Source organism: Riemerella columbina DSM 16469 (genome assembly GCF_000374405.1).
Classification (GTDB): Bacteria; Bacteroidota; Bacteroidia; order Flavobacteriales; family Weeksellaceae; genus Riemerella; species Riemerella columbina.
Genome location: NZ_KB894218.1, coordinates 128,857 through 150,179, shown reverse-complemented (window position 1 = coordinate 150,179; position 21,323 = coordinate 128,857). Strand labels below are relative to the sequence as shown.

Below are 21,323 nucleotides of genomic sequence, written 5' to 3'. Positions count from 1 at the left end.
TTTAGCCTGCGGCATATAGCCGTCAAAAAACTAAGTTCTAAGCTCTCACCTCTAATCTCTTTTTTCGAAAAAAAGTTGTATAATACGCGCGTTACGCGGGATTTAACTTGTGTGTGTGTGTGTGTGTGTGTGTGTGTGTGTGTGTGTTACACTTTTTTCTGAAACTACCAAATTATTGGGGTAGTTTTTTTGAGAAATTTTTAATATGCTGGTTTCTTGTAACATAATGGCAACAAAGGTACAATAATTTTTTTATTGTGCAAGAAAATTTAGAAATTAGAGGCTAGAAATTAGATTTTAGAAGAATTATAAATGAAGAATTATAGATTATAGATGAGGGTTAAGTTAGAAGTTTTGAGTTTTGAATATGGAATGAATTATAGATTATGAATTTTAAATTATAAATGGAATGGTTGAGAACTGAGTTAAAAGTTTTGAATTTTGAATGTTTATATTTTATACATAGTTACATTGATACACTAAAATACTTTTTACATCTGTACATTATACATCGATACATCATTACATTGATACATTCACCCCTAAAACCTCATCTTCTGAATTCTTACCGCATTCAAAATCGCCAATAATGCCACACCTACATCGGCAAATACGGCTTCCCACATCGTAGCATAGCCCATAGCCCCCAAAGTAAGGACAATTCCTTTTGCCAAAAATGCAAAGGCAATATTTTGGAATACCACGCGTTTGGTTTGTTGACTAATCTTAATCACCATCGGAATTTTGCTCGGTTGATCGTCTTGAATCACCACATCGGCACTCTCAATAGCGGCATCACTTCCCAAACCACCCATCGCCATACCTACATCGCTTATGGCAATCACTGGGGCATCATTGATGCCATCTCCTACAAAAGCCACCGAACCATCGATTGCTTTGATTTCTTTTACTTGATTTACTTTATCCTCTGGCAACAAACCTCCAAAGGCGGTCGCAACCCCCAATTGTTCTGCAACTTTCTGCACAATCGTTTCTTTATCTCCACTTAACATAACAGGACGAACGCCCATCTGTTTCAATTTTTCTATCGTTATCCTTGCATCGGATTTGATATGGTCGGCAATGGTAATATACCCTGCAAACACTTGATCATAAGCAATGGCTATCACCGTTTGTACAATCGCATCAGTATCAACCGTATGTTGAATACCAAAGCGTTCCATCAACTTAAAATTTCCAACCAATAACGGTTTACCATCAACAGTGGCTTTGAGTCCGTGTCCTGAAATTTCTTCTACATCTGTCAATTCGATGGTGGGGTCTATTTCCCCCACATATGCTGCAATGGCACTGGCAATCGGGTGGGTACTTTTATGCTCCAACGCATTGACCATGGCTAATAATCGTTTGCGCTCAATGGCTGTTGTGCTGAGTTGCACTTCTTCAACCTTAAAAACACCCTCCGTCATCGTTCCAGTTTTATCCATCACCACATTTTTGATGTTTGCCAACGCATCTAAATATTGTCCGCCTTTTATCAAAATACCATTTCTACTCGCCGCACCAATTCCACCAAAATACCCCAACGGAATCGAAATTACCAACGCACATGGACAAGAAATCACCAAGAAAATCAATGCACGATAGAGCCAATCTCTAAATTCGTATGTAGGCACAAAAAAGTACGGCAACAAACAAATCGCTAATGCCAACACCACCACGGCAGGAGTATAAATCTTTGCAAATTTTCTGATAAATAATTCGGTGGGTGCCTTTTGTGTCGAGGCATTTTGTACCAACTCTAAAATCTTGCTCAATTTACTATCCTCGTACAATGCGGTCACTTTCACTTGAGCCACCGTTTGTAAATTAATCATTCCTGCCAAAACAGTTTCGCCCTTTTGCTTGGTATCGGGTTTGCTTTCTCCTGTAAGTGCTGCGGTATTAAAACTACTACTTTCTGAGAGTAAAATACCATCTAATCCCAACTTTTCCCCTGGTTTTAATTGGACAATATCACCTATTTTTGCCTCGGCGGCTTTGATGATTTTAGTCGTATTCCCCTCTACAATCGTGACTTCATCTGGTCGCTGATCTAGCAAGTTTTTGATATTAGCCTTGGCATTTCTCACCGCCAGTCCTTGGAATGCTTCCCCAACAGAATAAAAGAGCATCACGGCTACACCTTCGGGATATTCCCCAATCGCAAAAGCCCCAACGGTAGCAATGGCCATCAACAAAAATTCAGAAAAAATCTCTTTATTCAGCATGCTTTCATACGCCTCTTTGAGCACCGGAAAACCTACGGGAATATAGGCAACCAAATACCAAATGGTACGCACCCAACCCTCAAACCAAGAGGGTTGCCAAAAGTGATCCAATCCTAAGCCTACCAAAAGTAGGAACAAAGAAATAATGGCTGGACGGAATAACTTAAAATAACCACTTGGTGTAGTCTCCACCGTACTGCACCCATGGTCGTGACCACAACAACCCACTTCTTGTGCTTCGTGATGATGATCGTGCTCGTGTGTATGATGTGAATGTGACATGCTTTGTTTTATGGGCAAAGTTAATTATTTTTTTGATTTTCCTCATTATAGATTCCACCAAAGAATAAATTCATCTATTGGGGCGTTGTTGGGGATTTTATTAGGGTCGATTGTTTTTGTATGTTCATTCCACCAACCTTTCATCAGGTGTTTTTTATGAATGCTAAAATCAGCACCAAGTTCTTTTACAGAAATCACGATGTGTTCTTCCGTTGGCACTATACTCGAAATCGCATAGGCTTTTTGGATATCACCAAAAGTAGATTGTGTACTAATTCCTTTTACCGTTTTAAATATTGGGCTTACTACTTTTACTCGATTGATTTTTTGGTTGGTATCTCCTTTTTCTTTTGGTGTAACCATAAACAAAGGTTGACCATATTGGTTCAAAATAGTATAGTCATCATAAGTATCATCAGCAAACTCACCTTGACCTTCGGTTTTCTCAATTTGTGCAAAGGGAATCGTTTGTAATACTTCGGCAATAGTTGTATTCGCATTAAAAATACTGAATTGATTCGCCGCAATAGTGGTTTTTAAATAATTTCCAGCCAAAGACCCACCACCTGAACAATAATACATCAATTGAAAACGATTCTCAAAGTTTTTTGTAAATACCTCTACCCCCAGTTGGTCGTGGGTTGGAGCAATTGCCATAGGAATAGTTTTACCTCCACTTTTCATATCCACAAATAAAGTATCACTTTTTATAGTGCCATAATCTGAAAATCGGCATGCTTCTTTTCCATTTACCTCAGATGCAGTGAAACTCACTAAATAACCCTTAACTTCTTTTTTTATAGAAAGTTTTTGCCAATAAGCCCCTTTTTCTTTAGATGAATTAATAGCGTACTCTCCTTCATAATTAAATTTAGAAGTGTCCACTTTGTTGAGGATATAAAACGGTGCCAACTCCCCCTCTACTGGCTTTTTATCTTGATTCAACCATTTTAAATGTTTGTCAGTTACTGAAAAATAAAGGGTTTCATTGGGTAGTTTGAGTGTTAAAATATCACCCTCAATCTGATAAGTTCCCATAATCGTAGATGTACCATCCAAATGATCAATATAACTCGTCTTATAAATGGCTTTGTTATGGTCGACAAGTGTTAGACTGGTTTCTATTCCTGCACAATCGGCACAGGGCAAAGTGCCTTTATAAACACCTTGAAATTTGTTTTCTGATATCTCTTGGCTGGAATCTACTTTAGTTCCAACAGTTGTTTCATTTTTCTTGCATCCTGCAAATAATGTCAACGCTACGATAGGTATAACTATTTTTTTTAACATTTTGATTTGTATTTATCCATGCAATAGCATTAACTATGCCAGAAAAATTAGCATTTTTTACCTCTCAAACCTTAATCGTTCGGCATGTTTTTCCTCTGAAAATCGACCTTTATGATACGCCAAATGTCCATTAACAAAAGTATGGGTAATTTTAGAATGGAAAGTGGTGCCTTCTAATGGACTCCAACCACATTGATAGAGAATATTGTCTTTGGCTACGGTTTCCTGCTGTTCCATATCCACCAACACCAAGTCTGCCTTGTAACCTTCTTTTATAAATCCTCTTTTTTCGATTTGAAATAAAATGGCAGGGTTATGGCACATTTTTTCTACCATTTTTTCAATAGAAAGTTTACTTTGTTTTACCATTTCCAACATCGCAGGTAAGGCATGTTGTACTAGCGGTGCTCCCGACGGACATTTTAGATAAGGATGTTGCTTTTCCTCCCAAGTATGTGGTGCGTGGTCGGTAGCGATCACATCGATTCGGTCATCCAGTAATGCTTTCCAAAGTCCTTCTCGGTCGGCAGGGGTTTTTACCGCAGGATTCCATTTGATTAAACTACCTTTGGTATCATAATCTTCATTACTGAACCATAAATGATGTACACAAACCTCCGCGGTAATTTTTTTATCTTTTAATGGTAGGCTGTTATCAAACAGTTCGGTTTCTTTAGCCGTAGAAACATGGTAAATATGTAACCTCGCGCCCGTTTTTTTGGCTAATTCTATGGCTTTGGAACTGGATTTATAACACGCCGCTTCGTTCCTTATTAAATGATGAAATTTTACAGGAATATCCTCGCCGTATTTCGCTTGATAAGTTGCTGTGTTTTCTCGGATGGTAGCTTCGTCTTCGCAATGGACGCAGATGGGCATTTTAACTTGAGAAAAAATATGTTCCAAAGTATCAGGGTCGTCCACCAACATATTTCCTGTAGAAGAACCTAAAAATAATTTAATCGCGGCTACATTTTTAGGATTGGTTTTTAGAATTTCTTCTAAGTTATCATTAGTGCCACCCATAGAAAAGGAATAGTTGGCAAAGGAAGTTTGAGCCGCTATTTGGTATTTTTCTTCCAACAGCTCTTGGGTTACAGCATTGGGAGCGGTATTGGGTTGCTCTATAAAACTGGTGATGCCCCCCGCTATTGCCGCCCGACTTTCCGATGCAATCGTGGCTTTATGCGTTAAGCCTGGCTCTCTAAAATGCACTTGGTCGTCTATCACACCGGGTAAAAGATACTGCCCCGCAGCATCTATAATCTGTTCGGCTTCGCTCTCGTCTATATGAGTTCCGATTTGCTGAATGGTATCTCCTATGATAAGGACATCTCCTTTAATGATTTGATTTTTGTTGACGATTTGTGCATTTTTAATGAGTGTTTTCATAGAAATTTTAGCGTTTGTTTGAGCAGTAAAGTTATTTATATTTTGACAGCCTACCAAAAAAATAGAGGTTAAAAAACTTAACCCCTATCGTGATGATCCATTAATTGGATATTATTTTCCCATACGGCTTTGGATATCGCTATTAGCACTTTCCACTTGCTGAACTTTTTTCAGTTTTTTGTTTCCGAAATTATAGGTTACCGAAACATTAAATGTTCTATTATAGTTTCTTTGGAATATATTGTTATAGTAGCCATTATCCTGAGTATTAAAAATATTAATATCCCCCGTAGTATTAAATACATCTCCTACATTAAACTTAAAAGTCCAATCGTTCCAGTTCTTTTTAAGTCCTAAATCCAGCTTTTGCATATTTGAAAGCTCTCCTAGCTCTAGTTTTTGCTTAGAAAGCCAGAAATAATCCACATCTAACCACCATGTTCTATTTTTATCCAATGCTATTTGGTTATTTGTCTGTATTCCCACAAAATTTGTTTTAAAATCCACATGATAAGCAGGGAATTGCTCTTGGGTTAATGGGTCTCTATCTACCATACCCGAGAACTGATTCCAAATAGACATTGCTGTAAGACTATTAATCCAGTACCCTTTAAAGAATGCTTTTTGCATTCCTAAACTTATAGAAAACTGTTGCTTATCACCATAATTGGTACGGATATAGCGGATTTGGGTAATATTCCCTACCGTTTTTTGTAGAGGAATTTGTACAGAAGCATCTTTTATTTTTAAATAATCCAAGTTTACAAAATAAGCATTCTTTAGCATATACATCAATTGCTGTTGGTAGATGGTAGAAGCTTTCATAAAAGGATTATTTTGTACAAAATTATGCTCAGTAGTATAATTTCTTACAGGATTCAGCTCCCAAAATGATGGGCGTTTCACACGGCTAGTGAAGGAATATCTTAGCATATTATTTTGATTAATCTGATAAGATAAATTCGCAAATGGTAAAAGGTTGTTATAATCTTTTTTAAAGTGATAATAAGGGTCGTCCTTTCCTTCAATATCTCCTTTGGTAGCCGTCATTTCGTAGCGAAGTCCTAATTTTGCTGAAACTTTATCGCCAAAAGTACGCTCGTAGTTGGCATATACTGCCCCTATATTTTCCTTATAAATAAAATGATTGCTTAAATCTTTATTTTCAGTAAAAACCAAATTGGCATCCCCAAACTTAGACGAAGTATCGTTATCCGTTTCCGTAGTGTTATAATTTCCACCGAAAGCCATTGTAGAGCCATCTTTTAACTTCCAAATATAATCCGCCATCGCAGAAATATTTTCTATATCCTGCGGCGTATTCTGATAAATTGCACCATAGAGAATTTCCTTTTTTTGCGTTCCAACTAAATTATATAAATAATTTGTTTTTTCGTCAACACGATTATATTTCATATAGGCAGCGTTCAGCTTCAACATACTGCCTTGTTCATCGGTTTTCCAATCGTAGTTAAGCCCAGCCGAATAGTTTTTAGAAGTATCTTCCCCAAGTGTTTTGTTGAGTTTAGTCTCCACCAATTGACCATTTACAAAATTTTTCACCAAAGACTCATCGGTTTCATTTTTTCCAACCGACCAATAAGTATTAAAGTTTAAATTCAAATGGCTGTTATCATTCAGTTCGTAGTCTAATATAAGGTTAAGATTGGGATTATGGTTGGGGGAAGTATGTTTAGAGTGGGTCATCGTTTCATTTTTACCATCCCCGTTGATTAATGTAAACTCTGAATAATAATTAGCATCCCCATACCCCACATTGGCATTCACTCCTAAACGATCTTTACGATAATTAAGGTTTAAGTTCGCTGATTGACTATTATAATAGGCTTGCTCATTATCCATTTTTAGCGTTCCATTAAAGCCATCGGTTCTTTTCTTTTTAAGCACTATATTAATGATGCCCACATCGCCTTCTACTTGATATTCACTTCCTGGTGATGAAATCACTTCCACTTTGGCTAAGTTTTCAGATGGTGTAGATTTTAACAATTGAAGTAAAGCTTCTGCATTCATATTGGATTTTCTACCATTGATGTAAATCACCGCAGAGGATTTCCCCATAATTTTAAATTCTTTGCCATCCGTAGTATTAACCGTAGGTGTTTTTTTAAGGACTTCAAACGCCGTATTTCCTTTTGCCACTGGCGAAACCGATACATTATATACCATACGATCTGCTTTCTGCTGGATGTATTTTTTGCTGATGGTAACCGCTTCAATCTTATTAGTTTTAGTACTGTCAGACGATTTTTGTTCTTGTGCCAAAGTTAATCCAAAGGCTAATGTTCCGATTAAAATGCTAATTTTTTTCATAGGGTTAATGTTTTTTAAATAAAAAAGAGCCGAAAGCCATTAGGTTATTAGCTTTGTATAATAGTTTTTTGTTCTTTTGAATATTTAGCATTCGACACTTTTTACATAGTTATTAATTTTTAATACTAAAAGTAATTGTCTATGGTTATTAATTTCTGATGCAAAGATATATAAATATTTTACTATTTTGCAATACAAAGTAATGATTATTTTTAATAAATATAGATAATTAACTGATTATCAATGTTAAAAATTTTAACATAAAATTTAACCTTTACCATAAAGACGACAAATTTTAAAAATGGTTGCCTGAGATAGAAAAAAAATTTTAGCCATTCAAGTTTAATTTCCCAATTTTGTAACGAATCCAAATTCCAACAACTAATAGGATATGAATACTCGGTTAGAAAAAGAATTCGTACAACGCCTACAAGACCACCAAAGATTGGTGCATAAGGTGTGTAGAATCTATACCGACCATCCAGAAGATCACGAGGATTTGTTTCAAGATATTGTGATGCAGCTATGGCGCGCCTATCCTAGCTTTCGTGCGGAATCTAAGTTTTCTACATGGGCGTATCGCGTCGCCTTGAATACAGCGATGACACTCCACAGAAAACGCCACTGCCAGCCGCAAGTAGACCAAGAAAAGGAACTCCACCATTTATTGATAAAGGCAGAACAAAGCGATGCCGAAAACGAAAAAGTGGAAGCCTTATACAAAGCCATTCATCTGCTTTCGGATGTAGAAAAGGCTTTGGTAATGCTCTATCTGGAAGACAAATCCTACCGAGAAATGGGCGAAATCCTTGGAATTTCCGAAGGCAACGCCCGTATAAAAATGATGAGAACACGAGAAAAATTAAAATCGCTCATTAAAACTTAACCCACTATGGACGAATTAGATTTATTAAAAAAGAATTGGAACCAACCACAATCTTATAAAAAATATACCGATAATGAACTCTTTAAAATGCTAAAGGGCAAATCCATTTCTATCGCGAAATGGGTACTAATTATTGGGATTATAGAAATTACTGTGACTACCCTGCTTGGTTATGGGTTAAATTATATTACAGAAGATAACTCTAATGAAAGTAATTTATCAAGGTTTGATACCTTTTTCAATGTTTTAGATTATATCTCTAATATAATTCCTTTGGCATTTCTGGCGTTGTTACTTTACCTTAACTTTAAAATCCGAAATGAAGAACAATCCAAAAAACTTATGGAGCGAATTTTACTCACACGTAAAGTGATAGAGTGGTATATTAACCTGTTTTTAATAAAAATTACACTCATTTTTATTTTAGCAATAGGATTTATAGGAAATGATATTTTTTATAACCAACCGAAACTGGATGAAGATATCATGCTTTTTATGATTATGAGTGCAGTATTTTTTATTGGGATTCTTTGGGCAATCTTTTTCTTTATTTTTAAATATATTTACCAAAAACTCATTTATGGTAAAATGCTTAAACAACTAAAAACGAATTATCAAGAGTTAAGCGAGATGGATTATTAAAAATTTTGTACTTTTACCTGCAAAAGATTTATTATGAAACACTTCATTCATTTAGCCCTATGTCTTATATCAAGTTTAGTTTTTTCGCAAACCCATCGCTTTATTTATGAGTTTCAGCATAAGGTAGACTCTACTTCGGATGATAAAGAAACCGAAATGATGACTTTAGATATCAATCCTAAAGAAATTAAATTCTACTCTTACGAATATGCAAAAAATGATTCCATCAATAAAGTGAGAAATTACACCTCCTACAGTTGGGACGAACGCCTTCCTGCGATAAAACGCAAGATCAATTCTGATGAACATATCAATTATGTAATGCTAAACGATTACTTCGCTTATAAAAGCCAAGACAAAATGAATTGGCACTTATCCGATGAAACTAAAACCGAAAACGGGTATCTGCTTCAAAAAGCCACTACCCAATTTGGTGGTAGACATTGGACGGCTTGGTTTGCTAAGGATATTAACCTCATCGAGGGACCTTATAAATTCAGAGGTTTGCCAGGCTTAATTTTTGAAGTCTATGATGATAAAGACAATTTTTCTTTTAAACTTTTAAAAAGTTGGAAACTTCCTCAAACTTATGATACTTCCGATTTTCTAGAACACTTTGCTGGTAAAAAACCTATCGTAACTTCATTAAAAATGATTCAAAAAAAGCAATTAGAATTTTACGAAAATCCATTAAGGGAAATGCGAGAACAATTTAATCCTAATATGAATGGTGAATTACGAGTTATGGGCGTTAAAATTATTAAAAAAGAACAGTTTGACGAACTGACGAAAAAAGCGCAGGAGTATATGCGAAAAGAGTACAACCCTATTGAAATCAGTAATGCCGTGCGATATCCTCAACCCTAAAAATCCTGTTTAAAAATCATTTAATTTTTAACGGATAAATCATTAACTTTGTGGAATAAAATAAAAAAATTACAATAATGAGTTACATTTCTTACATTGAAGCAAGACAAATTTTAGACTCTCGCGGTAACCCAACCGTAGAGGTAGATGTATTTACTGAAAGTGGGGCTATGGGTAGAGCCGCAGTGCCTTCTGGTGCATCCACTGGGGAGCACGAAGCCGTAGAACTAAGAGACGGCGGTAGCGACTACCTCGGCAAAGGGGTATTAAAAGCCGTAGAAAATGTAAGAGACATCATCGCACCCGAATTGATTGGACTTCCTGTGTTTGAACAAAACTTCATCGACCAAATCATGATTGATTTAGACGGAACGCCCAACAAAGGTAAATTAGGTGCTAATGCTATTCTTGGCGTATCTTTGGCGGTAGCTAAGGCAGCAGCTAAAGAGCTCAGACTTCCGCTTTATAAATATGTAGGCGGCGTGAATGCCAACACTTTACCCGTGCCGATGATGAATGTCATCAATGGAGGTTCCCATTCCGATGCTCCTATCGCATTCCAAGAGTTTATGATTATGCCTGTAAAAGCAGATTCATTCTCTCATGCATTGAGAAAAGGAACAGAGATTTTCCATAATCTTAAATCCATTTTGAAAGGTCGCGGACTTTCTACTGCCGTAGGGGACGAAGGTGGTTTTGCTCCTACTTTCAAAGGGACTGAAGATGCTTTAGACACATTGCTACAGGCTATAGAAAAAGCGGGATACAAGCCTGGTGATGATGTAATGCTTGCCTTAGACTGTGCTTCTTCCGAATTTTATGTAGATGGCACTTACGATTATAGAAAATTTGAAGGAGACAAAGGCGCTCACCGCAGTAGAGAGGAACAAGTTTCTTATTTGGCAGAGCTTACAGAAAAATATCCTATCATCTCTATAGAAGATGGTATGCACGAAGACGACTGGGAAGGTTGGAAAATGCTGACCGACAAAATAGGCGACAGAGTACAATTGGTAGGGGATGATTTATTTGTAACCAATGTAGAGCGCCTTTCCAGAGGGATAAAAGAAGGAGTAGCAAACTCTATTTTGGTTAAAGTCAACCAAATTGGCTCCTTATCCGAAACGATGGCGGCAGTACAGATGGCGCAGCACAACAAATACACTTCGGTAATGTCCCACCGTTCGGGCGAAACTGAGGATTCCACCATTGCAGACCTTGCCGTAGCGATGAACTGCGGACAGATAAAAACTGGTTCAGCCTCTCGTTCAGATAGAATGGCAAAATACAATCAACTCCTTAGAATAGAAGAAGCCTTAGGCGAAACCGCTATTTTCCCAGGAATGGATGCCTTTAAAGTGAAGAGATAGTTAAACCTTTACGATACAAACAATAAAGCAATAGCATTTATCCCCAAAAAGATAAATGCTATTTTTGGCTTAAATGGAGACTAATCCATTTTCTATTGTATCTTTATCCAAAAGTTTTGATAAAATAATAGTCCTTATTTGATTTTAAAAAAAAACTTAAATAGATTATTGGTATAATACTTAAAGATAACAAACTAACACTATTATACCATGAGTACTAAATTATTTATCGCATTAGGAGTTATTTTATTCCTTTATACTAATGCATGGGTTAATAATCTGTAATATACAAAAATCTAACTTTGCTACAGTGGCTACTATAGAGTAAAGCACCATTCAATCCGTACTTAGTCAATTAGACAAATCTAAAATACAAAACAGGATTGCTATTAGATGGCTGCTATAGAATTTGTCGATCTTGAAAAATATAACGACAAGCTTACAGATAGCTCTTTTATAAGTGCCAAAATCATAGGAGATATTTACAATATCATTGTAATGAACAAAATCTCCCTTAATAAGGGCACCCTTAAACCTTCCGCTGATTTCCAAGATGAGTGGTTTAATGCTCAGGTGATCGGTTATTTCAACAATAGCTATCTCTAAAAAAGAAATAGCTATTGTTAGTAAATATATTTTTGTTTTATTTTATCTGTCTGAAACACAGCGAATAGACATTCCTCGTGCTCTCACTCCACCTCCGCTAAATCCTGCTCCTGTTGTATAGTTTGTATTATAAAAATCAGATGTTCTACCTTTATATAACTCGCTATCTGTTGCTGCTCCTACTCCATCAGTTGATGTACTAGTCCAGTAGAAGCCTACCCCTGAGCCAGCTATATTACCATTTGTTTCCATTGAAAATCCAGATAATTGAAGTGTACCATTTATCTTATTATCCATTAACAGATTTTCTTTTTCATTTTTGGTAGGTATATGGAAACTTCCAGGACAAGGATTATTAGCTCCATTCTCTGTCCAGAGGTCACGAGGGTCTGATTCGTTTACCGTAGGAATAACCCAAGATCTAAGATTTTTGTTATTAGTTGATGCATTACTATTATTATTAGTTATAAATGTGTTAACTCCAGCATTTGTCCAATCTGAAGACAGTGTACTACTAACTGGGGTATTTACTCTAGTAAAAGAGCTAGCACTGGTCCATTTAATTTTTTGGTGTCCATCAGCTTTTCTTTGCCACTGGAACATATGTCCAAACGCTTTAAAGTCTTTAGCAGTCTTTTGAGTAGTCTTTGCAGGGTTAAAGTAAGGAGAAGTCATATCCGCATACTCTGCCCCAAGATCTAAATTAAATGCAACCTTAGAAATAGATGTATTTTCAGCATTTATAGGAATATATGCCAGTTTATTTGCCGCATCTACTACAGCAGGCATTACTCTTATTTTCAAAGGAATGGTTGGACTACTCGATAATCTAACCGTAAAATTAGCCACATTTAATCCTTTTTTATCCGCACCTAACCCTTTATTCAAATCCAATTTTTTAAACATGATAGGAGTAGATGCTGTAAGTGTCCCTTCAATAATATCTGTACCTGTAGCTACATTATTTTTGGCGGGGATAGAGAATGTAATTTGGTTTCCGCTTCCGTTTTCTAAATACTTGCTGTCTATCGTAATTGTACTGTTATATGCCTCCCAATTACATGGACCATTAACACAATTATACTTTAAAAGTATAGTTTTACTGACTCCACCTAGGGCATCTGTACCAAGACCACCTTGAAAATCAATTAATTTTTCAGATGTTCCATCCATATTAGAAACATCTATTGAAGCAACATCTGTTTGCTCTTTAAATGGTAGGTAGTCATCATCATATACAGATACGAAAAATGCATTTAGTTCATCAGAAAGCCCATCAATATCTGTTAATGTTAGTTGGAATGTAGTTGTAGGAGGTTCTGGCTCTGGCGCAGATGTGGAACCTCCGTTTGTGCATATCCAGCTGGAAGAATTCCAATACTCTAGGCATTTAGTAGAGGTATTGAAGATGGTAGTTCCTTCAGTAACATTTTCCATTGAATTTCTTTCCTCTGTTGTTAGACTAGGAAAAATGATACCATTAACGGATAATTTTTGATTCTTTACCACATCTAATGTAGCTCTTGGAGAATCGGTGTTTACTCCTACTTGTGCATAACCTAAGGATGAAGTAAGGAGCAGGCAATAAATAATATTCTTTCTCATAAAATTTTAAATTTACGCAAATATATATAAAATTTAATTTTATTCACATTTTTTTTTGATTTTTTTTTTGAATTGTTTTTATTTAAATGAAATTATGTGTGCAAATAATTTATTAATAATTAGTATTGTGGCTTTTTTAATTTAAATTTAGTCTTATTAGTTTTAATGAAATTATGATTGTTATAAAACTTATATTCAATAAAAAAACAAATTTTTATGTTTCGCTAAAACATATGCACAATATTATGAGTAGTCCGCAAAGTATAAACCGAATAAAAACTCCGTGAGCAAAACAGGGCATGCCAAAAATGTAGCCACTGTAATTTATATTCTTATAACTAATAAAGTCAATTCTTATCTACCAAAACAATATGATAGCCCCCTAATGAGTAAATTTTTTTGGTAACAATCAGGCATCACCCAACCCCAAATTAAAATCCCAATCGTCAAAATAAACCATCATAGAAAACATCAATAGCACTAATCGTTTGTTATTAATGCTATTTTTTTTGTACCTTTATCGCAAATTTTTTCTAACCCTTAAAAAAACACATACGATTATGTCAGATAATAAAGTATTTTTGAAATACGATGGAAAAGAATATGAATATCCTATCGTAGAAAGCACCTTAGGAGATAGAGGTATAGATATTTCCAAATTAAGAAACGAAACCGGCTTAATCACCTTAGATAAAGGGTATAAGAATACAGGAGCCACTATCAGTGAGATTACTTTCCTTGATGGAGATAAAGGTGAATTGTTTTATAGAGGTTATCCGATAGAGCAGATTGCAGAAAAATCTAATTTTACAGAAGTGATGTATTTACTCTTAAACGGAGAATTACCAACAGAAGCACAATTCAAAAAATTTGAGAACAATATTAAAGAATACAACTGGGTAGCTGAGGAAATGAAGAAACTCATCGATGCATTCCCTCGTTCTGCACACCCTATGGGCGTTCTCTCTTCGCTGACTTCTGCACTTACAGCCTTCAATCCTAAATCAGTAGATGTTAAATCCAAAGAAGATTTAGACCACGCCGCAGAAATGCTCATTGCTAAATTTGCGCACTTAGCCGCTTGGACTTATAGAAAAAAACAAGGACTACCACTCAACCACGGCGATAACAAGCTTAACTATGTAGAAAATTTCTACAAAATGTGCTTCCGTATGCCAAACCAAGATTTTGAAATGGATTCAGTGGTGGTAGATGCTTTGGATAAACTCTTAATCCTCCATGCAGACCACGAGCAAAACTGTTCTACCTCTACAGTAAGAATGGTTGGCTCTGCACATACAGGACTTTTCGCTTCTATTTCTGCGGGGGTTTCTGCACTTTGGGGACCTCTCCATGGCGGTGCAAACCAAGCCGTAATCGAAATGCTTGAAATGATTCAAAAAGATGGTGGCGATGTAGAAAAATATGTGAAAAAAGCTAAGGATAAAGACGATAGTTTCCGCCTTATGGGATTCGGTCATAGAGTGTATAAAAACTTCGATCCAAGAGCTAAAATCATTAAAAAAGCTGCCGACGATATCTTGAATCAATTAGGTATCCACGACGACGCTCTAGATATCGCAATGAAGCTAGAAAAAGTTGCTTTAGAGGACGACTACTTCGTAGAAAGAAAACTTTATCCAAATGTAGACTTCTATTCTGGTATCATCTACAGAGCATTAGGCATCCCTACTGAAATGTTTACCGTGATGTTCGCCTTAGGAAGACTACCAGGGTGGATTTCTCAATGGAAAGAAATGCGTCTAATGGGTGACCCTATTGGAAGACCTCGTCAAGTATACCAAGGCGCTACTAAGAGAGATTATGTACCTATGAATGAAAGATAATCTAAGGATATGCAAATTAAAAAGTTCTTTCCAAACCAATGGGGAGAACTTTTTATTATTTTAAAATCCGTCAATATGAAACTCAATATTAATAACGAAACTGGAACACTTAAATCGGTAGTACTTGGGCAACCTATTTCCAACGGTAAAAATCCAACGCTAGAGGAATGTTATGATGCTAAATCTTACCATAGTACACAAAATAATATCTACCCAACGGAAGAAAACATTACACATGAAATGACCGCCTTTGAGCAAGTGCTAAAAAAACATAATGTAGAAGTATTTCGTCCCGATGTGTTAAAAGATTGCAACCAAGTCTTTGCAAGAGATGTCGCCTTCGTGATTGAAGATAAAATGATTCTTTCTAATCTTATCCCAGACCGTGAGGACGAGCAAGAGGCATACAGCAAAATATTTGAGCAACTAGAATGGCGAAAAATCATCAACCTGCCAGAAACAGCACATGTAGAGGGCGGCGATGTAATTGTTTGGAACGATTTCCTCTTCGTAGGAACTTGTTTTAGCGAAGATTATAGAAACTTTAAAACCGCTAGAACCAACGAAAATGCCATCGCTTTACTAAAAGAATTTTTCCCAGAAAAAAGAATTTTAGACTTCGATTTAAAAAAGAACGATACCGACCCTTATAAGGGGATACTACACTTAGATTGTACTTTTAATCCCGTAGGTAAAGACAAATGCATCATTTATAAAGATGGCTTTGTGTACGAAAACGATTATCAACTGATTAAAAGTATTTTTGGTGAAGACAACTGCTTTGAAGTGACCGAAGAAGAAATGTTTACGATGAACCCGAATATTTTTTCTATCTCACCAGAAGTAGTGGTATCGGATAGCTCTTTTACGCGAATGAACCGCCACCTAAGAGAGGAATGGGGCATGACTGTAGAAGAAATCCCTTACCGAGAAATCTCAAAAATGGGAGGACTACTTAGATGCTCAACTATGCCACTAGTTAGAGAATAGAATGTACTAAGCAATAATAAAAGCCGCTTCAATAATATTGAAACGGCTTCTTTTTTATATTGCTACAGCCTATATCCCAACCACAATCCCTGTGTAAGGAATAAAACCATTACTAAAGTGGCTCTTATCCGGATTATATAAGACATTATACATAGCCCCAACTTGGAAATATACCCCATTCCCCAGTCTTTGCATATAGCCTGCACCTAAATAAAGCGCAGATTCTTGTGTATTTAATTTATAATTATGGTCTTTAATATTGATAAAATACTGCTGAAACATACCTGTTAAAAAGAAACTTCTACCCATATAATAATTGGCATAAGGTCCCACTCCGTACATAGAATTTGAATAACCGTTGTAATTCCGCCAGCTTAGATTTCCGGCTAGCCCCAACACCAAATCTGGATTGACCTTATACCCCACTCTTGGAGAAATATATATAGAAGTTCCACCAGAGCCACCGCCAAAACCTGCATAGCCCCCATAAGTCCATTTATTAGATGCTACTGACTCCTGATTAGGCTGTATTTGTGCAAAACTAAATATGGATATAAAAAATACACTTGATAGTAATAATTTTCTCATTGTTAAATATTTGATACAAAAATAGTATAATTCTTTCAATAAAAACACAAAAAAAAGCCCTCATCTCTAAACCAGATGAGGGCAATCCTATTAAACTAAGAACAATCTTAAAAACTATAGCCTATTCTTAAATGTAAATCTATTTCACCAAAATTACTATGATTAAACTCGTGGCGGAAACCTAAACCTGCTCCTACTTCATAATTAAAATGATTGCCTAAATTACGACGCATTCCCCATTTTGGCACGATAGAAATACTATTATAATCAACATAACTGCCACCTAAGGATTTCTCAGGTCTATAGGATACTCCCAAAGTAAGAAAGTTAGCCGCATTGGAATGCGTATCTTTTCCTTTTTCGGCTCTTTTTTTGATATTATAATAATATCTTGGCTCTACGGAAGCGTCCAAAAACCACCCCGTACCATTTCCTACATACCATTTAGGCATTACACCTAATTCTGCTCGCAAAGCAAATTGGTCTGCCAAACCAATTTCTGTATTGAACCATGCCCCAGCAAAACCTGCTTGCACATTATATAGAGAACTCTCTACCTTACCTTTTTCTTGCCCAAAACAAAGAGCTGATAATAACCCTAGGGTTAAAAATGCTAATTTTTTCATTGTATTTTTAATCAATTATTATCCTAAATATATGGTCTGCAGGATATAGTTTATAGTAATTCCCCCCTATTTTCTTTACTATTATATAAACCTGCCTCCTATCTGCATTATCATTTTTAATAATTTTTGACAAACAAGTTCTATTTATAATTTTTTTTGTTGAATTTTTTAACTGTTTTTACATTATAGATACCATACTGAAAATGAATTTTCTTTGTATTATTTACATCTATTTCAAAATAATTTATCTTGTTTTTATACTCAAAATGCTTATCCTTCGTATTATCAAATTCTATATAAACTGTATCATTTACCTTGCTTTGAGAAGAAAAAAGCATAGGCATAAAACCTATAATTATAATTATCAACCGCTCTTTCACTTTTCTTATATTTAAGGACAGCTTCGTGATGCTGAGTTATACCAATTATTATATGTATTCTGAACATTGAGCTGATTTGTAGCTCCAAGATTGTTCCAAGCAGTTGTTCCCTGCAAACCTACCCAAGCAATTGTCTCTGCTTGTGAATCTGTGAAAGAATTTATCAATTTATATAGATCCAACACCATTTAAAACAATTATTTCCATTTATTACGTACAAATTCTCATTTTTATTATCACATTTAAGACCCATATATTTTTATTTCCTTATCTTAAAAAACCATATTATAAGGTCTTAATTTATTGGAGTTCCTAAATTTACATAATATTTTTTATCAATTAAAAAATAGCCTCCACCATATCTTAAACCTTCATGTTTACTAAACATTTCTCCTTTTTCTTTAGGTATTTTCTGATAATCTCTAATCTTATATATTTTGTTATTAATTCTAGGATTGTGGTACACTCTTTTAACCATGTATACATATATATTATTATCTATATTTACTTTCAAATAGAAAGTTGATTTATTATTTGTTAAGCAGAGAATATCTTTTCTATCTATTTTTATTATTTGTGATTTAAGCCCTTGAATACTAAAAATTAGCATAACACTTATATAAGTTATTATTTTTCCCATAACCAATAATTTTTATTCCATGTTGTTTCATATAGATCCCTATCAGATTTTGGTAATAAATTCCAAGCTCTCGTATCTTTCAATCCCATCCAAACAACTGTCTTATATTCAATATCAGAATATTTATTTCCATAAACTTGCTTTAAGAAGTTAACCATTATTTCTACATAATGCTTTGCCATCATATTATGCTGAGCAGCTGCATCATCTTTTGTATACCTTACATAATAATCAAAAAGTCCAGGATAATTATGATGAAGCAAATCAGATGTTATTTTATTTATGTCAATATTACCATGAGTTGAGCCAAGGGATAATAATTTACGATAAATTTCTGCATGAATCATTTCGTGCAGAAATGTATCTAAAATAACTATCTTAGGAATATTCGCCCAATCTTTATCTTTATTAAAAATTATTTTTATCCAATAGTTTGAAGGTGGTTCAGTTTCTGCAAGATGATTAGAATTACTTACTGAACTTACATCAAACATTAAGTGTGCCACAGAAGCATCTGGAATAAATTTTTTCAAATATTGTTGAAAATTTGTAGCAGTTTTTGCTTGATTATAAATACTGTTTAATTTGATATTGTTTTTAAATTTTAAAGTAGGTTTAACAATATTAGGGTTATTCCAATCATTAAACAGTTCAGAAATGATTGAATGGTTTGTGTCTTCGTATGGTAAAAAAATATTTTGAAAATCAAACCATGTAGTTGTAGGATTTATTTCAAATAATTTACCATAAAATGAGTTAAATTTATTAATAAGTATATTAGAATTCGGCTTAGGGTCTTTATACCATATTTCTCTTAAAAAATTATAAAAGAATACTGCTTTGTAACCATTATTATTCTCTAGATTTTCCAAAATAGAATTAGTTACATCTGGATGAGACTGCATATAGTCCATATGTTCCTTTTGAAGAACTATACCATAATCAGTCATCTCTTTAAAAACAGCTCTTGGAAAAGTACTATAGGAGTAAATATTTATATTAGGATTCATTAGATACCAAGGTGTGTTATTAGAGATTCCGCTTCCTCCACTATCTCCACTCCCTGGTTTACCTCCGTCTCCACTTCCATCTCCGTCTCCGCCTCCACTAGAAGCTCCTCCTCCAACATATATGTAAAAACATTTTGTAGATGTAATAGTTCCATGGCAAGAGCAATTAGGATCATCCGTTTCATAAACTAAACACATAAGTTCCAACATACTATTAGGGGATATATTTTTATCTGAATCATCTTCTACTAACTTTATTGTTTTTGTGGTTTTAGTAGAATCCAAAGGAATATCTGAAAACAAGTCGCTAGGAACATTAATAAACTTTTTAAAACCAAAAGCTCTATTATTGATAAAAATAATATTTGCCATTATATTCTCTCTAATGTCTTTTGAAATAGATTTATTATAAACTATTTCGTACAATTTCTTATTATCTATATTTTCTAAATAAGTAATTTTATTGTTTTCATTTATAGTAGCAACTATATAGGATGACATAAAAATACCATCTTTTGTAAGTGGTATAATAATTCTTTGTTTAGAGCTTATAATATTATTTAAGGCATCGGACTTTTCTAAATTTAAATTCTCAGGAGCTGTACTTATTATTACTTTATCCCAAACTGGAATACCTTCAGTATCTTTTAATTTTGCAACAAAATCTCTTCTCTTATCTTCCTCTTTCAAAATTTTAAGCCACTTTTCACCCTCTTTTATATTATTAAGTTTATCCTCAGCATTTTCAAAAAAATTAGACTTTTGTTCTATATTTTCAACATCATAAATTGTTAATTCCTGTCTACATGAATTAATTATAAGAATTATAATTAGAAATAATATACTTCTTCCTTTCATTTTTACATTTTTATATTATTGTCTACTCTATAAGATTTTCGGTTTCCTCTTTTATAATAACTCCTCTTCGGATAGGGGTTGTTAAGTTTTATTTTAATATCCACAGGGTCTATTTTAGTCCCTATAGACTCAAGTTTAATGGTTGTAGGGTCAAATTTACACCTTATAGGGTCTGTTTTACTGGTTGTAGGGTCTATTCTAAACCTCAATAGGGTCAAAGTTAAGGGTTGCAGGGTTAAATTTACACCCTATAAGCAGCTATTTTAACCCTATCAGTACCCCTTTGCAACCCATTGCTAGTTGTACAATACATTGGCCATACTTATTTAGTCCTTACCTCCATCATTAGATACCTCAGGGGAAGCATCTGCTGCACTTCTTGACTGATAATGGCTTCTAAGGTCTTTATAAATACTGGTAGTCCCCGCCTCATTTTGGGAAGCCAAGAATTTTACATAGCGATAATAAGACACTGCTGCTGTATAATTATCATAGTCCAAAAGCGTTTTCGTATCGGTAATCATCTCTACTGCCCTACCGAGTTTTTTTAGAGGGGCTTCTAGCTGTGTTCTTGCTAAGTAGTCCTTATCAAACTCTGTTTTATCTATTGTAGGGGGTACTGTGGCAGGGTCTTGCTCCATATAGAGTTTGCACTTATCCACTAGTATCTTATTTTTATCTGCTATACGCCCATACTGGCGTCTTTCTTCTGGGCTTAGGTTAATCGCTTTTGATTTGATAACTCCTACAATGCTATTAATAGCATCATCTATTGTCTTTAGTTCTTCTGCGGAAAACTCCACCGAAATCAAATTGTCTATTGCCATTGTTTTTCGTTTTTAGGTTATAAATAATTAAAATAAAATCACATACAGAGCA

The 21,323-nt window shown here is 34.8% G+C and carries 18 protein-coding genes; 7 read left to right on the top strand and 11 right to left on the bottom strand.

What is annotated here, in order from left to right; translation table 11 throughout:
- Positions 1-542 precede the first annotated feature (542 nt).
- The 4 genes from C237_RS0102110 to C237_RS0102095 form a co-directional block, all read right to left on the bottom strand.
- On the bottom strand, positions 543-2,513 hold the full coding sequence (locus tag C237_RS0102110) for a heavy metal translocating P-type ATPase (RefSeq protein ID WP_018674837.1): 1,971 nt from the start codon (positions 2,511-2,513) through the stop codon (positions 543-545).
- A gap of 45 nt (positions 2,514-2,558) precedes the next feature.
- On the bottom strand, positions 2,559-3,803 hold the full coding sequence (locus C237_RS13805) for a copper resistance protein NlpE (protein ID WP_018674836.1): 1,245 nt from the start codon (positions 3,801-3,803) through the stop codon (positions 2,559-2,561).
- A gap of 57 nt (positions 3,804-3,860) precedes the next feature.
- Complete coding sequence (locus C237_RS0102100; protein ID WP_018674835.1) at positions 3,861-5,195, bottom strand: dihydroorotase; 1,335 nt, start codon at positions 5,193-5,195, stop codon at positions 3,861-3,863.
- A gap of 111 nt (positions 5,196-5,306) precedes the next feature.
- A complete protein-coding gene (locus tag C237_RS0102095; RefSeq protein ID WP_018674834.1) occupies positions 5,307-7,529 on the bottom strand; it encodes an outer membrane beta-barrel family protein in 2,223 nt (740 codons plus the stop codon).
- Between the two features lie 391 nt (positions 7,530-7,920).
- Between C237_RS0102095 and C237_RS0102090 the strand changes: the two genes are divergently transcribed.
- The 5 genes from C237_RS0102090 (at position 7,921) to C237_RS0102070 (ending at position 11,900) form a co-directional block, all read left to right on the top strand.
- A complete protein-coding gene (locus C237_RS0102090; protein ID WP_018674833.1) occupies positions 7,921-8,415 on the top strand; it encodes an RNA polymerase sigma factor in 495 nt (164 codons plus the stop codon).
- 6 nt (positions 8,416-8,421) lie between these two features.
- Positions 8,422-9,057 (top strand): hypothetical protein, encoded by a 636-nt coding sequence (locus C237_RS0102085; RefSeq protein ID WP_018674832.1) that lies wholly within the window; start codon positions 8,422-8,424, stop codon positions 9,055-9,057.
- A gap of 33 nt (positions 9,058-9,090) precedes the next feature.
- Positions 9,091-9,924 carry a GLPGLI family protein gene (locus C237_RS0102080; protein WP_018674831.1) on the top strand — a complete coding sequence of 278 codons (834 nt, stop codon included), beginning with the start codon at positions 9,091-9,093 and terminating at the stop codon, positions 9,922-9,924.
- Between the two features lie 77 nt (positions 9,925-10,001).
- Entirely contained in the window at positions 10,002-11,294 is a 1,293-nt protein-coding gene (gene eno, locus C237_RS0102075) for a phosphopyruvate hydratase (RefSeq protein WP_018674830.1), read from the top strand.
- A gap of 393 nt (positions 11,295-11,687) precedes the next feature.
- Positions 11,688-11,900: a hypothetical protein gene (locus C237_RS0102070; RefSeq protein WP_018674829.1), complete on the top strand. Its 213-nt coding sequence runs from the start codon at positions 11,688-11,690 to the stop codon at positions 11,898-11,900.
- Positions 11,901-11,942: 42 nt separating this feature from the next.
- On the opposite strand, the gene C237_RS0102065 is transcribed toward C237_RS0102070, so the two are convergent.
- Positions 11,943-13,505, bottom strand: a complete 1,563-nt coding sequence (locus C237_RS0102065) for a hypothetical protein (RefSeq protein ID WP_018674828.1) — start codon at positions 13,503-13,505, stop codon at positions 11,943-11,945.
- 560 nt (positions 13,506-14,065) lie between these two features.
- Between C237_RS0102065 and C237_RS0102060 the strand changes: the two genes are divergently transcribed.
- Positions 14,066-15,352: a citrate synthase gene (locus C237_RS0102060; RefSeq protein WP_018674827.1), complete on the top strand. Its 1,287-nt coding sequence runs from the start codon at positions 14,066-14,068 to the stop codon at positions 15,350-15,352.
- A 75-nt stretch (positions 15,353-15,427) separates the two neighbouring features.
- Positions 15,428-16,342, top strand: coding sequence for a dimethylarginine dimethylaminohydrolase family protein (locus C237_RS0102055; protein ID WP_026315438.1), 915 nt, complete (start codon positions 15,428-15,430; stop codon positions 16,340-16,342).
- A 69-nt stretch (positions 16,343-16,411) separates the two neighbouring features.
- Here C237_RS0102055 and C237_RS0102050 read toward each other — a convergent pair whose 3' ends face one another.
- The 6 genes from C237_RS0102050 to C237_RS0102020 form a co-directional block, all read right to left on the bottom strand.
- Positions 16,412-16,930 carry a hypothetical protein gene (locus tag C237_RS0102050; protein ID WP_018674825.1) on the bottom strand — a complete coding sequence of 173 codons (519 nt, stop codon included), beginning with the start codon at positions 16,928-16,930 and terminating at the stop codon, positions 16,412-16,414.
- 107 nt (positions 16,931-17,037) lie between these two features.
- A complete protein-coding gene (locus C237_RS0102045) occupies positions 17,038-17,556 on the bottom strand; it encodes a hypothetical protein (protein WP_018674824.1) in 519 nt (172 codons plus the stop codon).
- Positions 17,557-18,231: 675 nt separating this feature from the next.
- The gene (locus C237_RS0102030) at positions 18,232-18,576 is read right to left on the bottom strand and encodes a hypothetical protein (protein WP_018674821.1); all 345 of its coding nucleotides are present in this window, start codon (positions 18,574-18,576) and stop codon (positions 18,232-18,234) included.
- Positions 18,564-20,444, bottom strand: coding sequence for a hypothetical protein (locus tag C237_RS0102025; protein ID WP_018674820.1), 1,881 nt, complete (start codon positions 20,442-20,444; stop codon positions 18,564-18,566). Before C237_RS0102025 ends, C237_RS0102030 begins: the two co-directional genes overlap by 13 nt.
- Before the next feature lie 2 nt (positions 20,445-20,446).
- Positions 20,447-20,653: a hypothetical protein gene (locus C237_RS14440; protein ID WP_156809696.1), complete on the bottom strand. Its 207-nt coding sequence runs from the start codon at positions 20,651-20,653 to the stop codon at positions 20,447-20,449.
- A gap of 117 nt (positions 20,654-20,770) precedes the next feature.
- Positions 20,771-21,271: a hypothetical protein gene (locus C237_RS0102020; protein ID WP_018674819.1), complete on the bottom strand. Its 501-nt coding sequence runs from the start codon at positions 21,269-21,271 to the stop codon at positions 20,771-20,773.
- Positions 21,272-21,323: the final 52 nt, after the last annotated feature.